This is a genomic window from Hymenobacter sp. BRD128 (assembly GCF_013256625.1).
Lineage (GTDB): Bacteria > Bacteroidota > Bacteroidia > Cytophagales > Hymenobacteraceae > Hymenobacter.
This window is the reverse complement of record NZ_CP053908.1, coordinates 3,004,729-3,021,624: the sequence shown is the minus strand read 5'-3', so window position 1 is coordinate 3,021,624 and position 16,896 is coordinate 3,004,729. Positions and strand designations below refer to the sequence as shown.

Annotated in this window: 16 protein-coding genes; 9 read left to right on the top strand and 7 right to left on the bottom strand. The window is 56.8% G+C overall.

Going from position 1 to position 16,896, the window contains the following annotated elements; genetic code table 11:
- The first annotated feature begins 33 nt into the window (after positions 1-33).
- The 7 genes from GKZ68_RS13375 to GKZ68_RS13345 all read left to right on the top strand — a co-directional run bounded on the left by GKZ68_RS13375 (position 34) and on the right by GKZ68_RS13345 (position 5,590).
- Complete coding sequence (locus tag GKZ68_RS13375; RefSeq protein ID WP_173115603.1) at positions 34-264, top strand: glycine zipper domain-containing protein; 231 nt, start codon at positions 34-36, stop codon at positions 262-264.
- A 316-nt stretch (positions 265-580) separates the two neighbouring features.
- Positions 581-1,294 (top strand): OmpA family protein, encoded by a 714-nt coding sequence (locus GKZ68_RS13370; protein WP_254243999.1) that lies wholly within the window; start codon positions 581-583, stop codon positions 1,292-1,294.
- Between the two features lie 117 nt (positions 1,295-1,411).
- Positions 1,412-2,185, top strand: a complete 774-nt coding sequence (gene nth / locus GKZ68_RS13365; protein ID WP_254243998.1) for an endonuclease III — start codon at positions 1,412-1,414, stop codon at positions 2,183-2,185.
- Positions 2,186-2,257: 72 nt separating this feature from the next.
- Entirely contained in the window at positions 2,258-3,247 is a 990-nt protein-coding gene (locus GKZ68_RS13360; protein WP_173115601.1) for a radical SAM protein, read from the top strand.
- A 49-nt stretch (positions 3,248-3,296) separates the two neighbouring features.
- On the top strand, positions 3,297-3,806 hold the full coding sequence (locus GKZ68_RS13355; RefSeq protein WP_173115599.1) for a gamma carbonic anhydrase family protein: 510 nt from the start codon (positions 3,297-3,299) through the stop codon (positions 3,804-3,806).
- 149 nt (positions 3,807-3,955) lie between these two features.
- On the top strand, positions 3,956-4,543 hold the full coding sequence (locus GKZ68_RS13350) for a TM2 domain-containing protein (protein ID WP_173115597.1): 588 nt from the start codon (positions 3,956-3,958) through the stop codon (positions 4,541-4,543).
- A 504-nt stretch (positions 4,544-5,047) separates the two neighbouring features.
- Positions 5,048-5,590, top strand: a complete 543-nt coding sequence (locus GKZ68_RS13345) for a TM2 domain-containing protein (RefSeq protein WP_217275256.1) — start codon at positions 5,048-5,050, stop codon at positions 5,588-5,590.
- A gap of 13 nt (positions 5,591-5,603) precedes the next feature.
- On the opposite strand, the gene GKZ68_RS22160 is transcribed toward GKZ68_RS13345, so the two are convergent.
- Both GKZ68_RS22160 and GKZ68_RS13340 read right to left on the bottom strand, forming a co-directional pair.
- Positions 5,604-5,759 carry a transporter associated domain-containing protein gene (locus GKZ68_RS22160; protein ID WP_254243997.1) on the bottom strand — a complete coding sequence of 52 codons (156 nt, stop codon included), beginning with the start codon at positions 5,757-5,759 and terminating at the stop codon, positions 5,604-5,606.
- Positions 5,690-6,931 (bottom strand): hemolysin family protein, encoded by a 1,242-nt coding sequence (locus tag GKZ68_RS13340; protein WP_254243996.1) that lies wholly within the window; start codon positions 6,929-6,931, stop codon positions 5,690-5,692. Before GKZ68_RS13340 ends, GKZ68_RS22160 begins: the two co-directional genes overlap by 70 nt.
- Positions 6,932-7,401: 470 nt before the next feature.
- On the opposite strand from GKZ68_RS13340, the gene GKZ68_RS13335 reads away from it, so the two are divergent.
- The gene (locus GKZ68_RS13335; RefSeq protein WP_173115593.1) at positions 7,402-7,887 is read left to right on the top strand and encodes an Lrp/AsnC family transcriptional regulator; all 486 of its coding nucleotides are present in this window, start codon (positions 7,402-7,404) and stop codon (positions 7,885-7,887) included.
- A 45-nt stretch (positions 7,888-7,932) separates the two neighbouring features.
- Here GKZ68_RS13335 and GKZ68_RS13330 read toward each other — a convergent pair whose 3' ends face one another.
- The 5 genes from GKZ68_RS13330 to dnaE all read right to left on the bottom strand — a co-directional run bounded on the left by GKZ68_RS13330 (position 7,933) and on the right by dnaE (position 15,456).
- Entirely contained in the window at positions 7,933-8,430 is a 498-nt protein-coding gene (locus tag GKZ68_RS13330) for a hypothetical protein (RefSeq protein ID WP_173115591.1), read from the bottom strand.
- Positions 8,431-8,493: 63 nt separating this feature from the next.
- The gene (locus GKZ68_RS13325) at positions 8,494-10,410 is read right to left on the bottom strand and encodes an SPFH domain-containing protein (protein ID WP_173115589.1); all 1,917 of its coding nucleotides are present in this window, start codon (positions 10,408-10,410) and stop codon (positions 8,494-8,496) included.
- Positions 10,411-10,513: 103 nt separating this feature from the next.
- Positions 10,514-10,939, bottom strand: coding sequence for a hypothetical protein (locus GKZ68_RS22155; RefSeq protein WP_254243995.1), 426 nt, complete (start codon positions 10,937-10,939; stop codon positions 10,514-10,516).
- Positions 10,940-11,289: 350 nt separating this feature from the next.
- Positions 11,290-11,619: a thioredoxin gene (trxA, locus tag GKZ68_RS13315; protein ID WP_144849028.1), complete on the bottom strand. Its 330-nt coding sequence runs from the start codon at positions 11,617-11,619 to the stop codon at positions 11,290-11,292.
- 120 nt (positions 11,620-11,739) lie between these two features.
- Positions 11,740-15,456, bottom strand: coding sequence for a DNA polymerase III subunit alpha (dnaE, locus tag GKZ68_RS13310; protein WP_173115587.1), 3,717 nt, complete (start codon positions 15,454-15,456; stop codon positions 11,740-11,742).
- A gap of 309 nt (positions 15,457-15,765) precedes the next feature.
- Here dnaE and GKZ68_RS13305 point away from each other — a divergent pair, with 309 nt between their 5' ends.
- A complete protein-coding gene (locus GKZ68_RS13305) occupies positions 15,766-16,833 on the top strand; it encodes a fatty acid desaturase (RefSeq protein ID WP_173115585.1) in 1,068 nt (355 codons plus the stop codon).
- Positions 16,834-16,896: the final 63 nt, after the last annotated feature.

Genomic DNA, 16,896 nt, shown 5'->3' with positions numbered 1-16,896 from the left:
TCGAAATTTCTCGTTTTTCTGCTTGCCGTCTTCATGCTCGCCGGTTCGGTAGCCCAGGCGCAAGACCATCCTAAAGGCTGGAGCCGCAAAGCCAAGGGCGCAGCCATTGGCGGGGCCGGCGGTGCGGTGCTAGGGGGCCTGGTAGGTGGTGGCAAAGGTGCCCTTATCGGGGCCGGTGCTGGCGTAGTAGGCGGCGGCCTGGTAGGCCGCAATCAGGACAAGAAAAAAGACCCGGCTCGTTACAATCACTACCGCAACAAGTAAGCCCTGGCTAGCCTGAACGCTGATGCTGTTTGGGAAGAAGGTGTTGTCGCGGGCAGCCAGCTTTGGGGCCGGCCGTCTACCCAGTTAACTTGCTTCGACGCACTTGCTAAAGAGCTTCGTTAAGTATAAGTATAGCAAGAAAAAGCCTGGCTCTGTAGCCGGGCTTTTTTGTGGCTAGCCAAGAGCAGGCAGTATTAAGTATGGAAAGCCAGCGGCCAAGGCTAGCGAGTTTGGCAAGGTGGTTGTAAATGGCGAACTTGCCGCCCCGTTGACTCTAAGCTAGGCGCGGTTATTTTTTCTTTTACCATTTTTCTCGATGAAAACCCTGAAACTATCCTTTGCTTATTTGTTGGCTATGCTGCTGATGCTAGGTCACTTCGCCCAGGCGCAAACCACAACTGTGACGACCGATAAGCCTGCCGGCATGAGCAAGACCTTGAAAGGTGGTCTTATCGGCGGCCTGGGTGGGGCCGTTGTAGGTGGCGCGGTAGGCCGCGCGTTTGGTAAGTCGCACACCGCGGCTGGCGCCATTCTGGGGGCGGCCGTGGGTGGGGGCGCGGGCGCCCTCATCGGTCGCAAGATGGACAAGCAAGCCGCCGAGCTGCGCCGCGACCTCGAAGGTGCTAAAGTGGAGCGCGTCGGCGAAGGCATTAAAATCACTTTTGCCTCGGGCATTCTGTTTGGGAGCAACTCGTCGACCCTGACGCCGGATGCCACCGGCAACATCGATGAGCTAGCCACCACGCTTCAGAAATACGCCGATACCAACGTGGTAATCGACGGCCACACCGACAACTCCGGCACCGATGCCATCAACCAGCCCCTGAGCCAGCGCCGCGCCCAGGCCGTAGCCAATGAGTTGACCACCAAAGGCGTAGAAGCCAGCCGCATTACCGCTACCGGTTATGGCTCGACCCAGCCGGTGGGCGATAACACTACCGCCGCTGGCAAAGCGGCCAACCGCCGCGTAGAAGTAGCCATCTTCGCCAACGAGAAAATGAAGAAGGCTGCTAAGCGTGGCCAGCTGTAAGATTAGAATCACCAATTCTAAGTATATTAAAAAAAGCCGCCCACCAGGCGGCTTTTTTCGTTTAAAGAAATCCCCATCGTACTCCGATTAATTTAATTGAAAAATTCGCTCTAGTCCGTGGCTCAGACAACTTATTCTTCCTCCACCCTCGACAAAGCTCTGGCTGACCACACAGTTCTGAACGAGTTTTTTGGGCCGGTGCCCACGGCGGCGCGGCGCACGCCCATGCGCGAGCTTATTTCCACGCTGCTCTCGCACCGCACCACCCACGCCGACGAAGAGTTGGCCTATGACCGGATGCTGGAGGCATTTGGCGACTGGGAAGGCGTGCTGCACGCGCCGCTCAATGACCTCATCCACGCCATTCGCACCACGCGCTGGCCGGCCACGCAGGCGCCGCGCATTCAGGATATTCTGGGCCGCATCAAGGCCGAAACGGGCGGCAGCTTTTCGCTCGATTTCCTGGCTGATTGGGATACCGAGCGCGCCATGCAGTGGCTCACCGATATGCCCGGCATCGGCCTTAAAACGGCCTCGCTGGTGCTGCTCTTCAACTTTCGCAAGCCCGTGCTGCCCGTCGATGCCCACGTGCACCGCGTGATGCAGCGGCTAGGGGTGCTCGGCCCAAAGGTGTCGGTCGAAAAAGCCCATCCGGTGCTGCTAGCCCTGCTCAAGCCCCACCTCGACCCCGAAGGACTGTTCAATTTTCACAAGCATAACTACTGGCACGGTCAGCAAATCTGCTTCTTCCTCAAGCCCAATTGCCCGCGCTGCCCGCTCAAGGGCTTGTGCAGCTATTACCAAGAACACTACGGCGAAGCCACACCCGAAGCGCTGGCCGCCACGCCCACGCACTGGGATGCGGCCGCCTGGGGCAAACTGCCGCATTAACTTCGTAGCGCAGACTTTCTCGTCGGCAATCAGTTTGTGTAATGCGTAGGCGCTAACGTCGGCGCCCTTTGTATGCGCCTCGTTCGCCACCCGGTTCTCTGCAATTACTACGTCACGTACCGCTGCAATGCGAAGTGCGCGTTTTGCGATATCTGGGAAAAGCCCTCACCCTACATCACCCTGGCCGATGTCGAGGCCAACCTGCGCGACCTCAAGCGGCTAGGGGTCAAGGTAATAGACTTTACTGGTGGCGAGCCGCTGCTGCACCGCCAGCTGCCCGAGTTTCTAGGGCTAGCCCGCCAGCTGGGCTTCATCACAACGGTGACCACCAACGGCCTACTCTACCCCAAAAATGCTGACAAGTTGCGCGGGAAAGTCGATATGTTGCACTTTTCGCTCGACTCGGCCGACCGCGCTACCCACGACCAGGGCCGGGGCGTGGCCTGCTACGACTTTGTGCTCGAAAGCATTCGGGTGGCCAAGGAGCTAGGCGAGCGGCCCGATATTCTGTTCACCGTTTTCCGTCACAACCTGGCCGACCTGGAGGCCGTGTATCGCGAAATTACCCAGCCCAATGGCCTGATGCTTATTCTAAACCCGGCCTTCGAATACGGCGAAGTCGAAACCGGCGAGCAGCTCACCGAGGCCGAGCTTAATTATCTCTCCGCCTTTGGCAAGCGCAAGGGCGTGTACCTCAACGAGGGCTTCATTGCGCTGCGGCGCGACGGGGGTAACCACGTGGCCGCGCCCGTGTGCCGGGCGGCCAGCACCACGCTCGTCATCTCGCCCAATAACGAGCTGGTGCTGCCTTGCTACCACCTCGGCGAACAGAAATTCCCCATCAACGGCCAGCTCTTCGACGTATACAATGCGCCCGCCACCCAGCGGCTAGCCGCCCTCGAAGGCCGCCTGCCGCAGTGCGAGGGCTGCACCATCAATTGCTACATGCAGCCCAGCTTTGCGGTCGAAACCAGCAAATATTTCTGGCAGGCCCTGCCTAGTACCCTGAAATACAACTGGGAAAAAGGTACCTGGAAGCGACTCTTATCCACTAAAAACTAAGAATGAAGAGTTGCGGCTAGGGCAATTTCTCCTTCTAAATTTTATACTTATGCCCGCCCTCATTCTTCCCGTTCACGGAATTTTACCTACTATCGGCCCCGATTGTTTTTTAGCCGACAATGCGACCTTAGTGGGCGACGTAGTGCTGGGCCGTGGCTGCACAGTGTGGTTTACGGCCGTCATTCGGGGTGATGTGAACAGCATCCGCATCGGCGACGAAACCAATATCCAGGACGGTGCGGTGCTGCACTGCACCTACGAGCGGGCCGCCCTTACTATCGGCTCGCGCGTGAGCATCGGCCACCGCGCCCTGGTGCACGGCTGCACCGTGGCCGACGACGTGCTTATCGGCATGGGCGCCATTGTGATGGACCACGCCGTAGTGGGCGCGGGCTGCATCATTGCGGCCGGGGCCGTGGTGCTCGAAAACACCCTCTGCGAGCCCGGCTATCTCTACGCCGGCGTGCCGGCCCGCAAAATCAAGCCCGTGAGCGAGGCACAGGCGGCCGGCCTGCGCCGCACGGCAGCTAATTATCGACTGTACGCCAGTTGGTTTTGAGCAGTACTTCGGCTAGCTGCTATGCTGCCAAAAATGGACGCACAAAAAAAACCAAAATATTTAAGACAAAATAGGAAACTGAGCAGCTGAGCAAATAGCTTTGTCGCTAAGTTCTACCCATTCACTTTTTTTCTTGAATATTCTCTGATATGAGAAATTTCTACCATCTTTTTGTGGCCTTAGGGGTTGCCGCCGTCTCATTGTCGTCGTGCAGCCGCTCCAACTATGCCTTCAATAATAGTGCGCCCGCTTACCTGGGCTCGGCGCAAGTGCATGCGCCGATAGCTGCTGCGCTCACTCCTGAAGCAGCCCCAACCGCTGCTACCACTGATGGTACGCTGCAAGTAGCTGAAGTGGCTCCAGCTAAGCATTCTGCGCACCGCGCTGGTACCCATGCTGCGGCTAAGGCAGCAATAATTACGTCAATAGCTACCAAGAAGGCAGTAATTGCTAAAATTGACCGCAAGGCTTTCAAGAAAGAACTGAAGCGCCAGTTGGCAGCAGCGCCGCAAGGCACTGCTGCCGAAGGCAAGAGCCAATTGGTAGCCGCAATTTTATGTTTCTTTCTGGGTGGCCTTGGCGTTCACGATTTCTACCTGGGCCGCGTAGGAAAAGGCATTCTGCAAATTTTTCTTTCGTTGATAGCAATTGGTTTCATTCTGGTAATTATTGACTTCATTCGTATCCTCATCGGAACTGAGAAGCCGAAAAATGGCGACTATGCGAAGAAATTATAAGTCTTAATGATTCAGGGATAATCCCTGTTTTCAAAATAATGGGAGGGACGCTTCAATTGAGGCGACCCTCTCTTTTTGTGTTAACTGTAGCTTCTCAACTAGCAGCGCTAGGGAGCCGGCCCAAGTAGCCGCGTTTAACTTATTTGTTTCCGGAAATAGCAAATTATAAAATCAGTTGAAAGGCAGCCATATCCTGCGATGCAGGAACGTAGCCTATGATTATAACCGCAGAGTGTGGGGCTAAACGCTATTTCTAAAGTCTGAAGTTATGAGATTACCTGTTGCCGCTAATTGACGGTCTGCCGTGATTTGAGTAAGAATCTTCCACGACTTCTCTAGTTCATTATGGCTTTGATAATTACTCGCTTTCGCTATTGGCTGCCGTTGCTAGCCTTGGTTACATTAGGCGCTTGCCAGCGCGCCAGCTACTCGTTTCAAGCTCCCGTTGGCGCAAGGCAGTCGTTACCAAATGCTAAGTCTGTAGACTCGGCGGCTTACTCGGCTATGGCCGTGCCTGATGCGCTAATACCTGCTTTCCGACATTCGGCTGGCCGGCTCCGGCGCGCAAAATTTTTATCGCGGCACCTGTCTAAGCCGATGGCAGGGTTGCCGGCGCCGCTGCTCTTGCCAGCCAGGCAAGCAGCCGGCTCCTGCCGGGCAGCAAGCCGGCTTGCTGCCCGGCAGGAGCCGGCGCCGAAGGCTAGTCCTGCGCATTGGCGTACCAAAGGTATTGCTGTATTGCTGGCGCTCTTTTTGGGTGGGATTGGCGCCCACTTGTTTTACCTGGGGTATTATGGGCGCGGTACTGCCTACTTAGTTGCTACTTTGGTTGCATTAGGGCTTATTGTTGTAGCAATAGTGGGAAGCATTGCCACTCTCTACGGCGGTGGCGCGGGCTTTGTGGGCATAACGATTGCCGCCGTAATTATAAATAGCGCAGTAAGCATATTAGGCTTGGTAGATATCATCCGTATCATTATCGGCAACCTCAAGCCTAAAAACGGAGAGTATTTTCCCGGCTTCTTCCAAACCCACGATAAGTCCTAGTAGTCCTCGCCTGTTAGCCTAGCGGGTCGTTTGCCACCGCTGGGGCGGCCGGGCTAATTACCCGCAGCTGCACCATCTCCACCACGCGGCCGGTGCGGCTTAGCACCCGAAACTCATAGGGGTCAAGCACGGCCACATCGCCCACTTCCGGAATGTTGCCGTAGAGCACATTAAGCAGGCCGCCCACGCTCTCGTAGTCGTCGCCCTCGGGCAAGGGTAGGGGAGGTACTCGTTGGCGTCGGGGATGGCCGTGGCGGTGTTTACGCGGTATTCGGATTCTGAAATCTTCTCCACCACGGGCACTTCGTTATCGTACTCGTCCTGAATTTCGCCCACCAACTCCTCCATAATGTCCTCGATGGTGACGATGCCCGACACGCCGCCAAATTCGTCGCTCACTACCGCCATTACGATGTGCTTGCGTTGAAACTGGCGCAGTAGGCGGTTTATTTTCTTGGTTTCGGGCACGAAGTAGGCCGGGCGCATAATGCGGGCTAGCTCCAGCGGCTCACCGCGCCGGATAATGGGTAGTAAGTCTTTGACGTAGAGCACGCCCACGATATTGTCGATGTTGCCCTCATACACCGGCATGCGCGAATAGCCCTCGCTGAAAACGGTTTCCAAGATTTTGTCTTCGGGCGCGTGCACGTCGAGGGCGGCTAGCTTGGTGCGAGGCACCATAATCTGCTTCACCATCCGGTCGTTGAACTGAAAGACGTTCTCAATCAATTCGTGCTCCGAATCCTGGATTTCGCCGCTCTCCTTGCTCTGGTCGATGAGCAGGCGCAGCTCGTCGGAGGTATGGGCCTCGGTGCCGTGGCCGCCACTTTGCAGCCCCACCGCTCCTAGCAGCAGATTAGAGGCTTTCGATAAAAACCAGGTTAGCGGCAGCGAAGCAAGGTAGAAGGCGCGCAACGGTAGCACCAGCGCCAGGCTTACGGCCTCGGGCCGCTGAATAGCCAGTGCCTTCGGAAAAAGCTCGCCAAATAGCACGTGCAAAAACGTGAGGATGGTGAGGCCCCCCGCAAACGCGATGCTCTTGATAGTGGCTTCGCTCAGGGTGAGGTGCACCTTGGGCAGCAGGTCTTCGATAATCTTGGTAAATACCTCCTCGCCCACGGCACCCAGCAGCAGCGACGCTACCGTAACCCCAAACTGCGTGGCCGACAGGTAGTCGTAGAGCCGACGCAACACCTTGATAGCCTGGCCCGCGAGGCGGCTGCCTTCCTTGGCTTTCACTTCCAGCTGCGAAAGCCGCACCCGAATAAGGGAGAACTCGGCCGCAACAAAGAAGGCGTTTATTAAAATGAGGAGAAAAGTAAAGAGTAATTGGGTGCCCATGAACCGGACTAGCCACCGATACGAACCGCCGGGGTAGCCTACGTACCGCAAAAGTACGCACGTTGCAAGGGCGAGTTAGCGGCGGGCACTATAATTCAGCTATTTGGTAGCGTCTAAATGCAAAAGAGGCGCCTTCCTGGCCAGGAAAGCGCCTCTTCCAAAAAAGCTGTAGCGGAAGGACTTGAACCTCCACGAAGAAGTTAGGCAGTGGCTCCGGAAAGCCCCTGCTTTATCCCCTAGTCTTCACCCCCGAGATAGGAGGGCGTGTCTGCCAGTTTCACCACACTACAAGGTTGGGGTCGCCACGCCGTTTGCGTTTTGATGTGTCAAAGGTAAGAACGTAAAATATGTCTTTGCAAATTTTATTGAAAAAAAGGTCGAAAATTATTTAATCTTCAGTTAGGTGGGGAAAATTTTGAAAATATTTGTAAGAAGACGTACATTCGTTCTTTCTCTCCAAGTGCGCCTGCATGTCTCGCCCCTACGAATTAGACGATATTGACCGTCGTATCCTGAGCCTGCTAGTGCAGGATGCCAAATTGCCGTATTCCGAAATAGCCCGGCAGCTAGGGGTGTCGGGGGGCACTATCCATAGCCGCATGGCCCGCCTCGAAGAGCTAGGCATTGTGCGCGGCGCTACCCTCGACCTCGACCTGACTAAGGTAGGATTTGGTATTCAGGCCTTTCTGGGGATTTTCTTGTTGAAAAGCTCCTACTGCGATAGCGTAATTGCGCGCTTGCGCGGTATTCCAGAGGTTATCAGCGTGCATTTCACCACCGGCAGCTACAACCTGTTTGCCCGGCTAGCCTGCCGCGACACCCAGCATCTGCGCAACGTGCTGCACGATATGGTGCAGCAGATAGAAGGCGTGGAGCGGACCGAAACCCTGATTTCGCTGGAAGAAGTATTTAGTCGCACCGTGCAGCTCGATGAGCCAATTATGGCGGCGGGGTAGGGGAATAACTAGGGTTACAAAGCCCGCACTGACGACAAGGCGCTATTAAAAAGTTGATGTGTCGAGGTAGAAAAATAAGCGCCGGATGTGCTTGTCTTGAAACGTGAGCGTCAGCGTGTACTGTTCGTTTCTGGCTGCTTCTGTTATAGTGAGCACGTTGCGGGTCTTATACTTCCCCGCAAAAAGAACATCTTTGGTACTTGCCAAGAACGGGACGGCTTGGGCAAAGCGCGCCGCATTCGTCAGATTGCACCCGAGCAACGTAACAGTTTGACCGGAACGATAAAAGAACAGCGTGTCGCCTAGCTGATAATAGGTGACTAACTTATCCCCTGGCGTCGGAATTAGCCAATTTGGTGCCGGACTAATTTTTTTATAAAAATGCTGGTTAATAGCCTCTTTTCTCAGTAGGTAAGTTTGCTTAATAAACAAGGTAATAAGTTTATTATTAACTACTTGGGTGCCTTTAAATTCGACGCGCTGCGCGCTTGCTAACTGGTTCCAAAGCAGACCCGGCAAGAGAAAATAAGTAGTACTATTCATAAGCTAAATTATTTGATATTTCACCCGACGATAATTTATCTTACATCCAACTTACTATGCCTGTTATCCGGGTTTTTGCGACTCAATGGGTGCCGATAGGGGTGGGTTAGAGGGTGTAGCCGGTGGCGGGGTGGCCTGTTGGCCTTGCACGAGCAGGCCTACCAGTGCCTCGACCAGGCCGCCGCCCGCGCCAGTGCCCGCACTATTGGCCTGCACATCGGGCGTGATTTTTACTTGGCGGTCGCCGATTATCTGCATTAGCTGCAAGGCCGTAAACTCGCGGGTGCCGAGGCTAGCCACGCCTACCTGGTAAGCCTCGGCCTTGGCCTGGCCGATGGCGCGGATGGCTTCGGCCTCGCCCACGCCGCGCAGGCGCGTAGCCTCTGAGTCGGCGATGGCGCGCAGGCGGGTGCTTTCGGCCTCGCCCCCGGCGCGCAGCTTGGCGGCTTCGGCTTCGCCGCGCACTTTCTTCACCTGTGAGTTAGCGTTTAGCTCGGCAATATTAACGCCTTGCTCACTCTTTACCAACTCGCTCTGAATATCAGCAATGCTCGTTTCGCGCACCAGGGCCTGGCGCTGGGTTTGGGCGGCCTGCTGCACCTCGTAGGTTTTGCGCTGCTCTTCAGCCAGCTTGCGGTCGGTTTGGGTAGTCATCAACTGGGCCGGCGGCACAATGTCGCCGATGAGCGTATCCACGGCCTGCACATTATAAGCGGAGAGCGCCGTGCGAATGAACGTAGCCGCATCGCGCTGGCGCTCAGCCCGGTTGGTGAGGTAGTCGAGCACCGTATATTCCTGCGAGCTGTTGCGGAAATAGTTGCCCACAATCGGCTCCAGCACGTGGTCTACGAGGTTTTGCATCGAGCCCACCCGCGAAATAACGCGCGGCGCATCCAACGCCGCCACGTGAATAATCTGGGCCACGTCGAGGTTAAACGAGAAGCCGTCGCGCGAGCGTACTGTTATGCTGCTCAAAGAGTTGTCATAGCCATGCGCCTCGGTGCGATTAGCCCAGTTGAGCACAATGTTGGTGGTCGGCACTAGCTCCACGCGCATAATGCGGGTGTTGAGAGGTTGGCGGCCGGGGTAAAGGGGCGTTACCCAAATGCCTTTGTGGCCCACTTCCACGAGGTTTCCGTGGGTAAAATCGGCCCCGCTTACGTCCTGCGCCGGGCGGCCCACAAATGAAATCACCACGCCCACGTGGCCGATGGGAATCTCGGTCATGGGCACCTGCTCGACGCGGCAAAACCAGGGATTCAGGTTCCAGGCGCCACTCAGCAGCACCTGCTCTTGCAGGCCGCGCCGGCCCCCGGCCACCAGAAAGCGCTGGGCATCCTGAAAATTATCGTGCTTCGGGATAACGGGGCCGGCAATCTCGCCGGGCTCGATGGGCACCCCGTCGAGGGTAGTGACGATGCCCACCGCGTCGGGCACCACGCGGTACACGGCCAGCTCGTTGGGATTCATGCCCATGCTCTCGGCATTGCGCCGCGTAATAACCGTAAAGAGTGCAGTATTAATGCGATAGGTACCGGCCGTGAGAATGCCGAGCTGCCGGCCCTTCTCGCCGCCTTGCGTCAAAAACGTCCGCGCATCCTGGTAGTCGTCGCAAGCCACCACCCGGCCCAGCATGTGCGAGGGCGGAATAACGGCCCCGCCATTGGCCACAACCAGCCCAATTTCGCCCTGCGGCACCACCGTCACGGGCTCCTTACTGACCGAAAACTGCCAGGGCCACAAAAAGAAATGCCAGCCAGGTGCCAGCGTATCGGCTTGCAAGCCTGCCTCGCCTTCCAGCGCGATGAGCCGACCGGCGGCCAGACTGGTGCGCGCAAATTTTTTGGCTACAATCCCTACTTCCAACTCGCCGATAACGACGATGCCGAGCAGCGACTTGGCTAGCAGCACCAGCACCAGCAAGCCGGTGAGCACACCCAGAAACGTAAGAAATACAGGAACAGTAAGGGCTAGCAGCATAGAAAAAAGGTGAGAAAAAATGAATAGTCAGCAAGGTAAGGCGATAAAAAAAGTCCTCCCCAGACTGGCCGGGAAGGACTTTATCGCTAGCCCCGAATGGGCATTACATGGTAGTCTTGGTCGTGGTGGTTTTGGTCTTGTTAGCCTTGTAGCGCATGTCGGGCGTGCCGTCGGCCTTCATGGGGCCGGTTTGCACCGTTTTGCTCGATTTATAGCGCATATCGGGTGTGCCGTCGGCCTTCATGTGCGTAGTAGTCGAGGTCTTGCTCATGCCCGAGGGCGTGGTCATGGTGCTCGACTTGCTCATGGTGGCGCCACTCCTGGTGCTGGTCGAAGACTTGCTCATGCCCACCGGGTTGGTGCTGGAGCTCGACCTGGTAGTAGTCGTAGTACCAGGCGTTTGCATGGTTTTAGTAGTCGTCATTTTCGACGAGCTGCTCATGGCGCCGGTAGCCGGCGTAGTTTGGGCCTGGGCCGAGAGACCGCCTGCTACCAGCAGGGCGGCGAGGAAACCAAAAATACGTTTCATGGGGGTAGGTGAGAAGAAAGTGGGTGAAAGAAAACCTCTGCTGTGCTAGGCAGAAAATGTGCCGAAATATAGACGCTTTATCGCTAAAGATGAGTATTACCCGCAGGGTAAATTATGCGATAAGTATTACTTCACACCGAACCCGCGATTTTGCTGCGCAAGCGCGTAATCACTGCCTTTCCTGCCCCTGAAGCTTCCCGCCTCGTGCAGCAGCAATAATGCCGAACGGCGGCAGCCATACCAGCAACCGCCAAGAACGCTAGTCTCTGTTTGGTTAGCAAACTAAAAAGCCCCACGCTATTGCTAGCATAGGGCTTTTAGTTTTAGGCAAGGCCTGAAATATGCGAAACTTAGGCAGTCACTTGGGCCTCGAGTTTCTGAGCGAGCACGTGCTTGGGCACGGCACCCACTTGCTTATCCACAATCTGACCATTCTTGAACACCAGCAGCGTAGGAATGCTGCGGATGCCGAACTTCATGGAAGTCTGAGGGTTAGCGTCCACGTCTACCTTGCCAATGATGGCTTTGCCTTCGTATTCGCCGGCTAGCTCCTCTACCACCGGGCCTACCATGCGGCAGGGGCCGCACCATTCGGCCCAGAAGTCCACAAGTACCGGTTTATCCGAGTTGATAATCTCCTCGAAATTGGCGTCGGTTATTTCAATTGCTTTGTGCGCCATGACGCTAGGGAATATGTTAGTGAAAAAACGTCCGGCGTGTACAGCCAACGAAGCTGCAAGGTAGCGGAGTTGTGGTAAAACAAACGGGGTAAGGGAAAGTTCAGCCGGTCTTCAGGCGGTCTATATCAGCGCGCACACATCCAGCTCAAACTCGCGCATCTTCTCGATAAACGTCTTAGGCTCAATCTGAAAGCGGCGCGAAAACATATCTACGGCCAGCCGCTCGTGGGGCTCTACAAATTGTATTTCCAGGCGCTTCGAGCCCTTGGCGTGCTCGATGGCTTCCTGCAGGCGGTCAATCATGGGGCCGGTCACGGTGCGTAGGTCAAGTTTCACGCGCACGCCTTTGCTCAGCTTATCAGCTACCTGGGCTAGCGGCTCCATGTTCTTGATTTTCAGCTCCCATTGGTCCTGGGTGCCGTAGCGCAGCTCCATCTTGCCCCGGATGAACAGAGGCGGCACCTGCTCGTTGTGGTAGTTTTTGGGGTTGATGAGCGGGCCGAAGCGCGTGTAGTCGTCGCGAAACAGCGCCAGGTTGATGCTCGAATCGTAGTCTTCAATGTTGAACGAAGCCATTGGCTGGCCGCTCTTGGTGGTGCGAAACTGCACGCCCGAGATGAGACCCGCCACGTTCACATCCTTCCCTTTTTGCGCGTCGAGCTGGTCGAGCGGGCAGGTGCAGTAGGCGTCGATTTCCATGCGGTAGGTGTCGAGCGGGTGGCCCGAGAGGTAGAAGCCTACTACTTCCTTTTCGCGGCGCAGCTTCTCGGGGGCGCTCCACTCTTCCAAGTCATTGACCTTGGGCAGCGGTGCGGCCACGGCCCCGAAAGCGCTAGCCCCAAACAAGCTGTGCTGCGCCGATTCCTTGGCCGCCTGGTGCTGCTGGCCCAGCTTCATCGCCTTCTCGATAAGGTTCTGGTCGCCGGCCGGGGCGTCCATAAACTGGCGGCGATTATACTTCTCGAAGCTGTCGAAGGCACCGGCCTGGGCCAGGCTTTCCCAGGTTTTCTTGTTTACCGAACGCAGGTTCACGCGCTTAGCAAAGTCGAACACGTCGGTAAACGGCCCGCTTTTCTTGCGCTCGTCCACGAGCTCCAGTACGGCTGCTTCGCCCGCGCCCTTCACGGCGGCTAGCCCGAAGCGAATCTGGTTTTCGCGCGGTACGTTGAATTTCTGCTCGCTTTCGTTCACGTCGGGGCCGAGCACGGCCACGCCCTGCTTGCGGGCTTCCTCGATGAAGAAGGTCACCTTTTTGATGTCGCCCATGTTGTTGGTGAGCACGGCGGCCATGTACTCTGCGGGGTAGTTAGCCTTCAGGTAGCCAGTCTGATACGCTACCACCGAGTAGGCGGCCGAGTGCGAGCGGTTGAAGCCGTACTCCGCAAATTTCTCCATCACGTCGAAGACTTCGTTGGCCTTCTTCGCCGGGATTTTGTGCAGCTCGCCCGCGCCCTTGATGAACTTCTCGCGCTCCATCGCCATCTTCTTCATGTCCTTCTTACCCATGGCGCGGCGCAGCAAGTCGGCGCCCCCTAGCGAGTAGCCGGCCAGAATCTGGGCCGTTTGCATAATCTGCTCCTGGTACACCATGATGCCCTGGCTGTACTCCAGGATGGGTTTTAGCAGGTCGTGCGGGTATTCCACGGGCTCGCGGCCGTGCTTGCGGTTGATGAAGTCGGGGATGAACTGCATCGGACCGGGCCGGTACAGGGCGTTCATGGCAATCAAGTCCTCGATGTTGGTCGGCTTCAAGTCCTTGAGGTACATGCGCATCCCTTCAGATTCAAACTGGAACGTGCCGATGGTGTCGCCGCGCTGGTAGAGCGCGTAGGTCTTGGGGTCGTCGAGCGGGATGTCGTCGATATCGATTTTGACGCCGTGGTTGCGCTCAATCAAATTAAGGGCATCGACAATGATAGTCAGGGTTTTGAGGCCCAGAAAGTCCATCTTCAGCATCCCGGCCGATTCAATCACCTTGCCGTCGAACTGCGTGATGAGCAGGTCCGAGTCCTTGGAGGTCGAAACGGGGATGTAGTTGGTGATATCATCTGGGGCGATGATGACGCCAGCTGCGTGAATGCCGGTGTTGCGCACCGAGCCTTCGAGGCGCTCGGCCAGGGCCAGAATCTGGCCCTTCAGGTCGCTCTGGTCGTTGCGGATGGCGGCTAGCTCCGGCACGTCGCGGAAGGCGCCGGCTAGGGTAGTACCCGGCTTTTCGGGCACGAGCTTGGCAATTTCGTTGGCGGCGGGCAGCGGCAATTCCATCGCCCTAGCCACGTCCTTGATGGACGACTTGGCGGCCATCGTACCGAAGGTGATAATCTGGGCCACCTGCGTTTTGCCGTACTTACCCACCACGTAGTCAATGACTTTCTGGCGGTTCACGTCGTCAAAGTCGATGTCGATATCGGGCATCGACACGCGCTCGGGGTTCAAAAAGCGCTCGAACAGCAGCGAGTACTTAATCGGGTCGATGTTGGTGATGCCCACGCAGTAGGCCACGGCCGAGCCGGCGGCCGAGCCCCGGCCGGGACCCACGGCCACCCCGATGTTGCGGCCGTGGTTGATGAAGTCCTGCGTGATGAGGAAGTAGCCCGCAAAGCCCATCGTCTGGATGATGCGCAACTCATAATCAAGGCGTTCTTCCACCTTGGGGGTGCGCTCGGCGTAGCGTGGGGGCTTGGTCATCGTGACCGAGCCGCTACCAGCGCCGGGGCCGAAGGCGCCCACATAAGTGAGCTCGCGCAAGAATTCGTCGGCGTTGGCGAAGGGCGCGGGAATGGGAAAGTTGGGAAGCAGGATGTCGCGCGCCAGTTTGGGCGGCGTTATCTTATCCACAATCTCGTTGGTGTTATCCACACTTTCGGGCACGTCGCTGAATAGCTCGTTCATCTGCGCCTGGCTCTTGAAGAAGAACTGGTCGTTGGCGAAGCCGAAGCGGCGGCGGCGCTGCTTGGGCGGCTTTTGCAGTTCCTCGTCGATGCGCGAAAGCATGCGCCGGGCGTTCTCGTCGTAGCCGTGGGCACCGCGCAGGTTGTCGAGGGTGTCGTAGTGCACGCGCTGGTCGGCGGTGAGCACGGTGTAGTAGTTTGTCTCGAAGTCGCCGACCGGGATGCTGCGCTCCTCGGCCGTGTTCACGCACAGCAGCAGGTCGTGGGCCGCGTAGTCGGTCTGGTCTACATAATGCGAGTCGTTGGTGCAGATAACCTTGACGTTATACTTCTTGGCGAAGCCTAGCAGCACCTGATTCACGTCTTCCTGGCTTTTGCCGGTGCCATCGAAGTTCATCAGCCCGTGCCGCTGAATCTCGATGTAGTAGTCGTCGCCAAACACATCGAGCCACCACTTCAGCAACTCCTCGGCCTTGGCCTCACTTTCGAAGAGAATGGCCTGCGGAATCTCGGCGCCGATGCAGCAGCTGGTAGCAATCAGGCCCTCGTGATACTTGAGCAGCAGCTCCTTATCGATGCGCGGAAACTTGGAGTACACGCCCTCGATGAAGCTCATCGAGCAGAGCTTGCTCAGGTTGTGGTAACCGGCCTGGTCTTTGGCTAGCAGCAGCTGGTGAAAGCGCTCGTCTTTTTCGCCCTTCTCGCGCAGAAACGTCTTCTTGTGGCGGTCGGCCACCATGTAAAACTCGCAGCCCACGATGGGTTTCACGTTGTACTTGTTGGCCTCGGCCACGAAGTTGAACGCCCCGAACATGTTGCCGTGGTCGGTGAGGGCCACCGCGGGCATGCCGTCGGCCTGCGCTTTTTTCATGAGCGCGCCGATACTGGCCTGGCCGTCAAGCAAGGAGTACTGCGTGTGAGAATGAAGGTGCGAAAAAACGGGCATGGCGACTAGGACAGTTAGAAAGTAAAGATACCACTGCCCAGGCCGGGCCAAAAGGCCGATTTTACTAATTATAAGCCGAGACGAGAGGGTATGATATGATAAGTATTTTTCCCGCTGGCCGATAAGTATTTTGACGGAATACCGAACTACTTTGCAGGCTTAGCGTTGTAACGGCTCAGTAGCGGCCCTTTTGGTTTGTCTACTAGGGCGGCATTCAGTCGCTATTCAAGCACCGGCCTCATTTGCTTGCGCTTAGCAGTCTGCCTCCGGCTGCAGACGAGAGGGGACGATACACGCCGGTGTCACTTTATGAAAGTATTAGCAGTCTCCACCGACCCGGTGTACACCCGGGCGGCTACCCCTTCGCGCTTGGCTACCTGGCTGGCCCGCTATCTGCAAGACGAGCGTGACCTGCCGTTTGCCTACCTCATCCTGAAAATATCGGCGACCATGCTGCCGCTGGCAGTACTACTGTTTGTGCCCGCCTTGCGCGGGGCGTGGTGGTGGGCCACTTTCGGGCTGTTTTTTTTCTTTAGCAATGCGCGCTTTAAAGGGCCGTTTGGATTAATGCTACACTGCACCAGTCACCGCGTGCTGTTCAAGAAGAAGCACGGCTGGCTGAACCACTACATTCCGTGGGTGCTGGGGCCGCTGTTTGGCCAAACGCCGGAGTCGTATTTCGTGCACCACATGGGCATGCACCATCCCGAAAATAATCTGCCTGATGACGAAAGCTCGACCATGTTCTATCAGCGCGATTCGCTGCGCGGGTTTCTGCGCTACCTCGGCGACTTCCTGTTTTTGGGCGTGGCCAAGCTAGCCAGCTACTTCACGCTGCGTAACAAAGCCACGCTGCGCTACCGCCTGCTGCGCGGTGAAATTCTCTACGCCGGCCTCACGTTGGCGCTGGCCTTCGTGAATCTGCCGGCTACGCTGGCCGTGTTTGTGGCGCCTTTCCTACTCTCGCGGGTTATTATGATGCTCGGCAATTGGGCACAGCACGCCTTTATCGACGCCGCCAGCCCCGAAAACTGTTACCGCAACAGCGTGACCTGCATCAACACCAGCTACAACCACAAATGCTGGAACGACGGCTACCATATTAGCCACCACCTCAAGCCGGCCCTGCACTGGACCGACCACCCGCACCACTTCCGCCAAAATCTGGCGCAGTATGCTAGCAATGAAGCCATTGTGTTCGACGGCATCCACTTCCTGCACATTTTCTTCTACCTCATGGCCAAGCGCTACGACTTGCTGGCCCGTCATTTTGTGCTGCTCGATGGTACGGCGCGCACCGAGGCCGAGGTAGTGGACCTGCTGCGCCGCCGCACCCAGCGCATCGGCCGCGAAGTGCTGGTGCCCCAACTGGTGTAAACTCCACCCCCTAGCCCCCACTCCTAAAAGGAGGGGAACGTACTCTACTAGCTTTCAAAAACT

Excerpts from the sequence above, each read along its gene's own strand:
- GKZ68_RS13375 (WP_173115603.1), top strand. The coding sequence starts at position 34 with ATGCTCGCCGGTTCGGTAGCCCAGGCGCAAGACCATCCTAAAGGCTGG.
- GKZ68_RS13370 (WP_254243999.1), top strand. The coding sequence starts at position 581 with ATGAAAACCCTGAAACTATCCTTTGCTTATTTGTTGGCTATGCTGCTG.
- GKZ68_RS13360 (WP_173115601.1), top strand. The coding sequence starts at position 2,258 with ATGCGCCTCGTTCGCCACCCGGTTCTCTGCAATTACTACGTCACGTAC.
- GKZ68_RS13355 (WP_173115599.1), top strand. The coding sequence starts at position 3,297 with ATGCCCGCCCTCATTCTTCCCGTTCACGGAATTTTACCTACTATCGGC.
- GKZ68_RS13350 (WP_173115597.1), top strand. The coding sequence starts at position 3,956 with ATGAGAAATTTCTACCATCTTTTTGTGGCCTTAGGGGTTGCCGCCGTC.
- GKZ68_RS13345 (WP_217275256.1), top strand. The coding sequence starts at position 5,048 with ATGGCCGTGCCTGATGCGCTAATACCTGCTTTCCGACATTCGGCTGGC.
- GKZ68_RS13340 (WP_254243996.1), bottom strand. The coding sequence starts at position 6,931 with ATGGGCACCCAATTACTCTTTACTTTTCTCCTCATTTTAATAAACGCC.
- GKZ68_RS13335 (WP_173115593.1), top strand. The coding sequence starts at position 7,402 with ATGTCTCGCCCCTACGAATTAGACGATATTGACCGTCGTATCCTGAGC.
- GKZ68_RS13330 (WP_173115591.1), bottom strand. The coding sequence starts at position 8,430 with ATGAATAGTACTACTTATTTTCTCTTGCCGGGTCTGCTTTGGAACCAG.
- GKZ68_RS13325 (WP_173115589.1), bottom strand. The coding sequence starts at position 10,410 with ATGCTGCTAGCCCTTACTGTTCCTGTATTTCTTACGTTTCTGGGTGTG.
- GKZ68_RS22155 (WP_254243995.1), bottom strand. The coding sequence starts at position 10,939 with ATGAAACGTATTTTTGGTTTCCTCGCCGCCCTGCTGGTAGCAGGCGGT.
- trxA (WP_144849028.1), bottom strand. The coding sequence starts at position 11,619 with ATGGCGCACAAAGCAATTGAAATAACCGACGCCAATTTCGAGGAGATT.
- dnaE (WP_173115587.1), bottom strand. The coding sequence starts at position 15,456 with ATGCCCGTTTTTTCGCACCTTCATTCTCACACGCAGTACTCCTTGCTT.
- GKZ68_RS13305 (WP_173115585.1), top strand. The coding sequence starts at position 15,766 with ATGAAAGTATTAGCAGTCTCCACCGACCCGGTGTACACCCGGGCGGCT.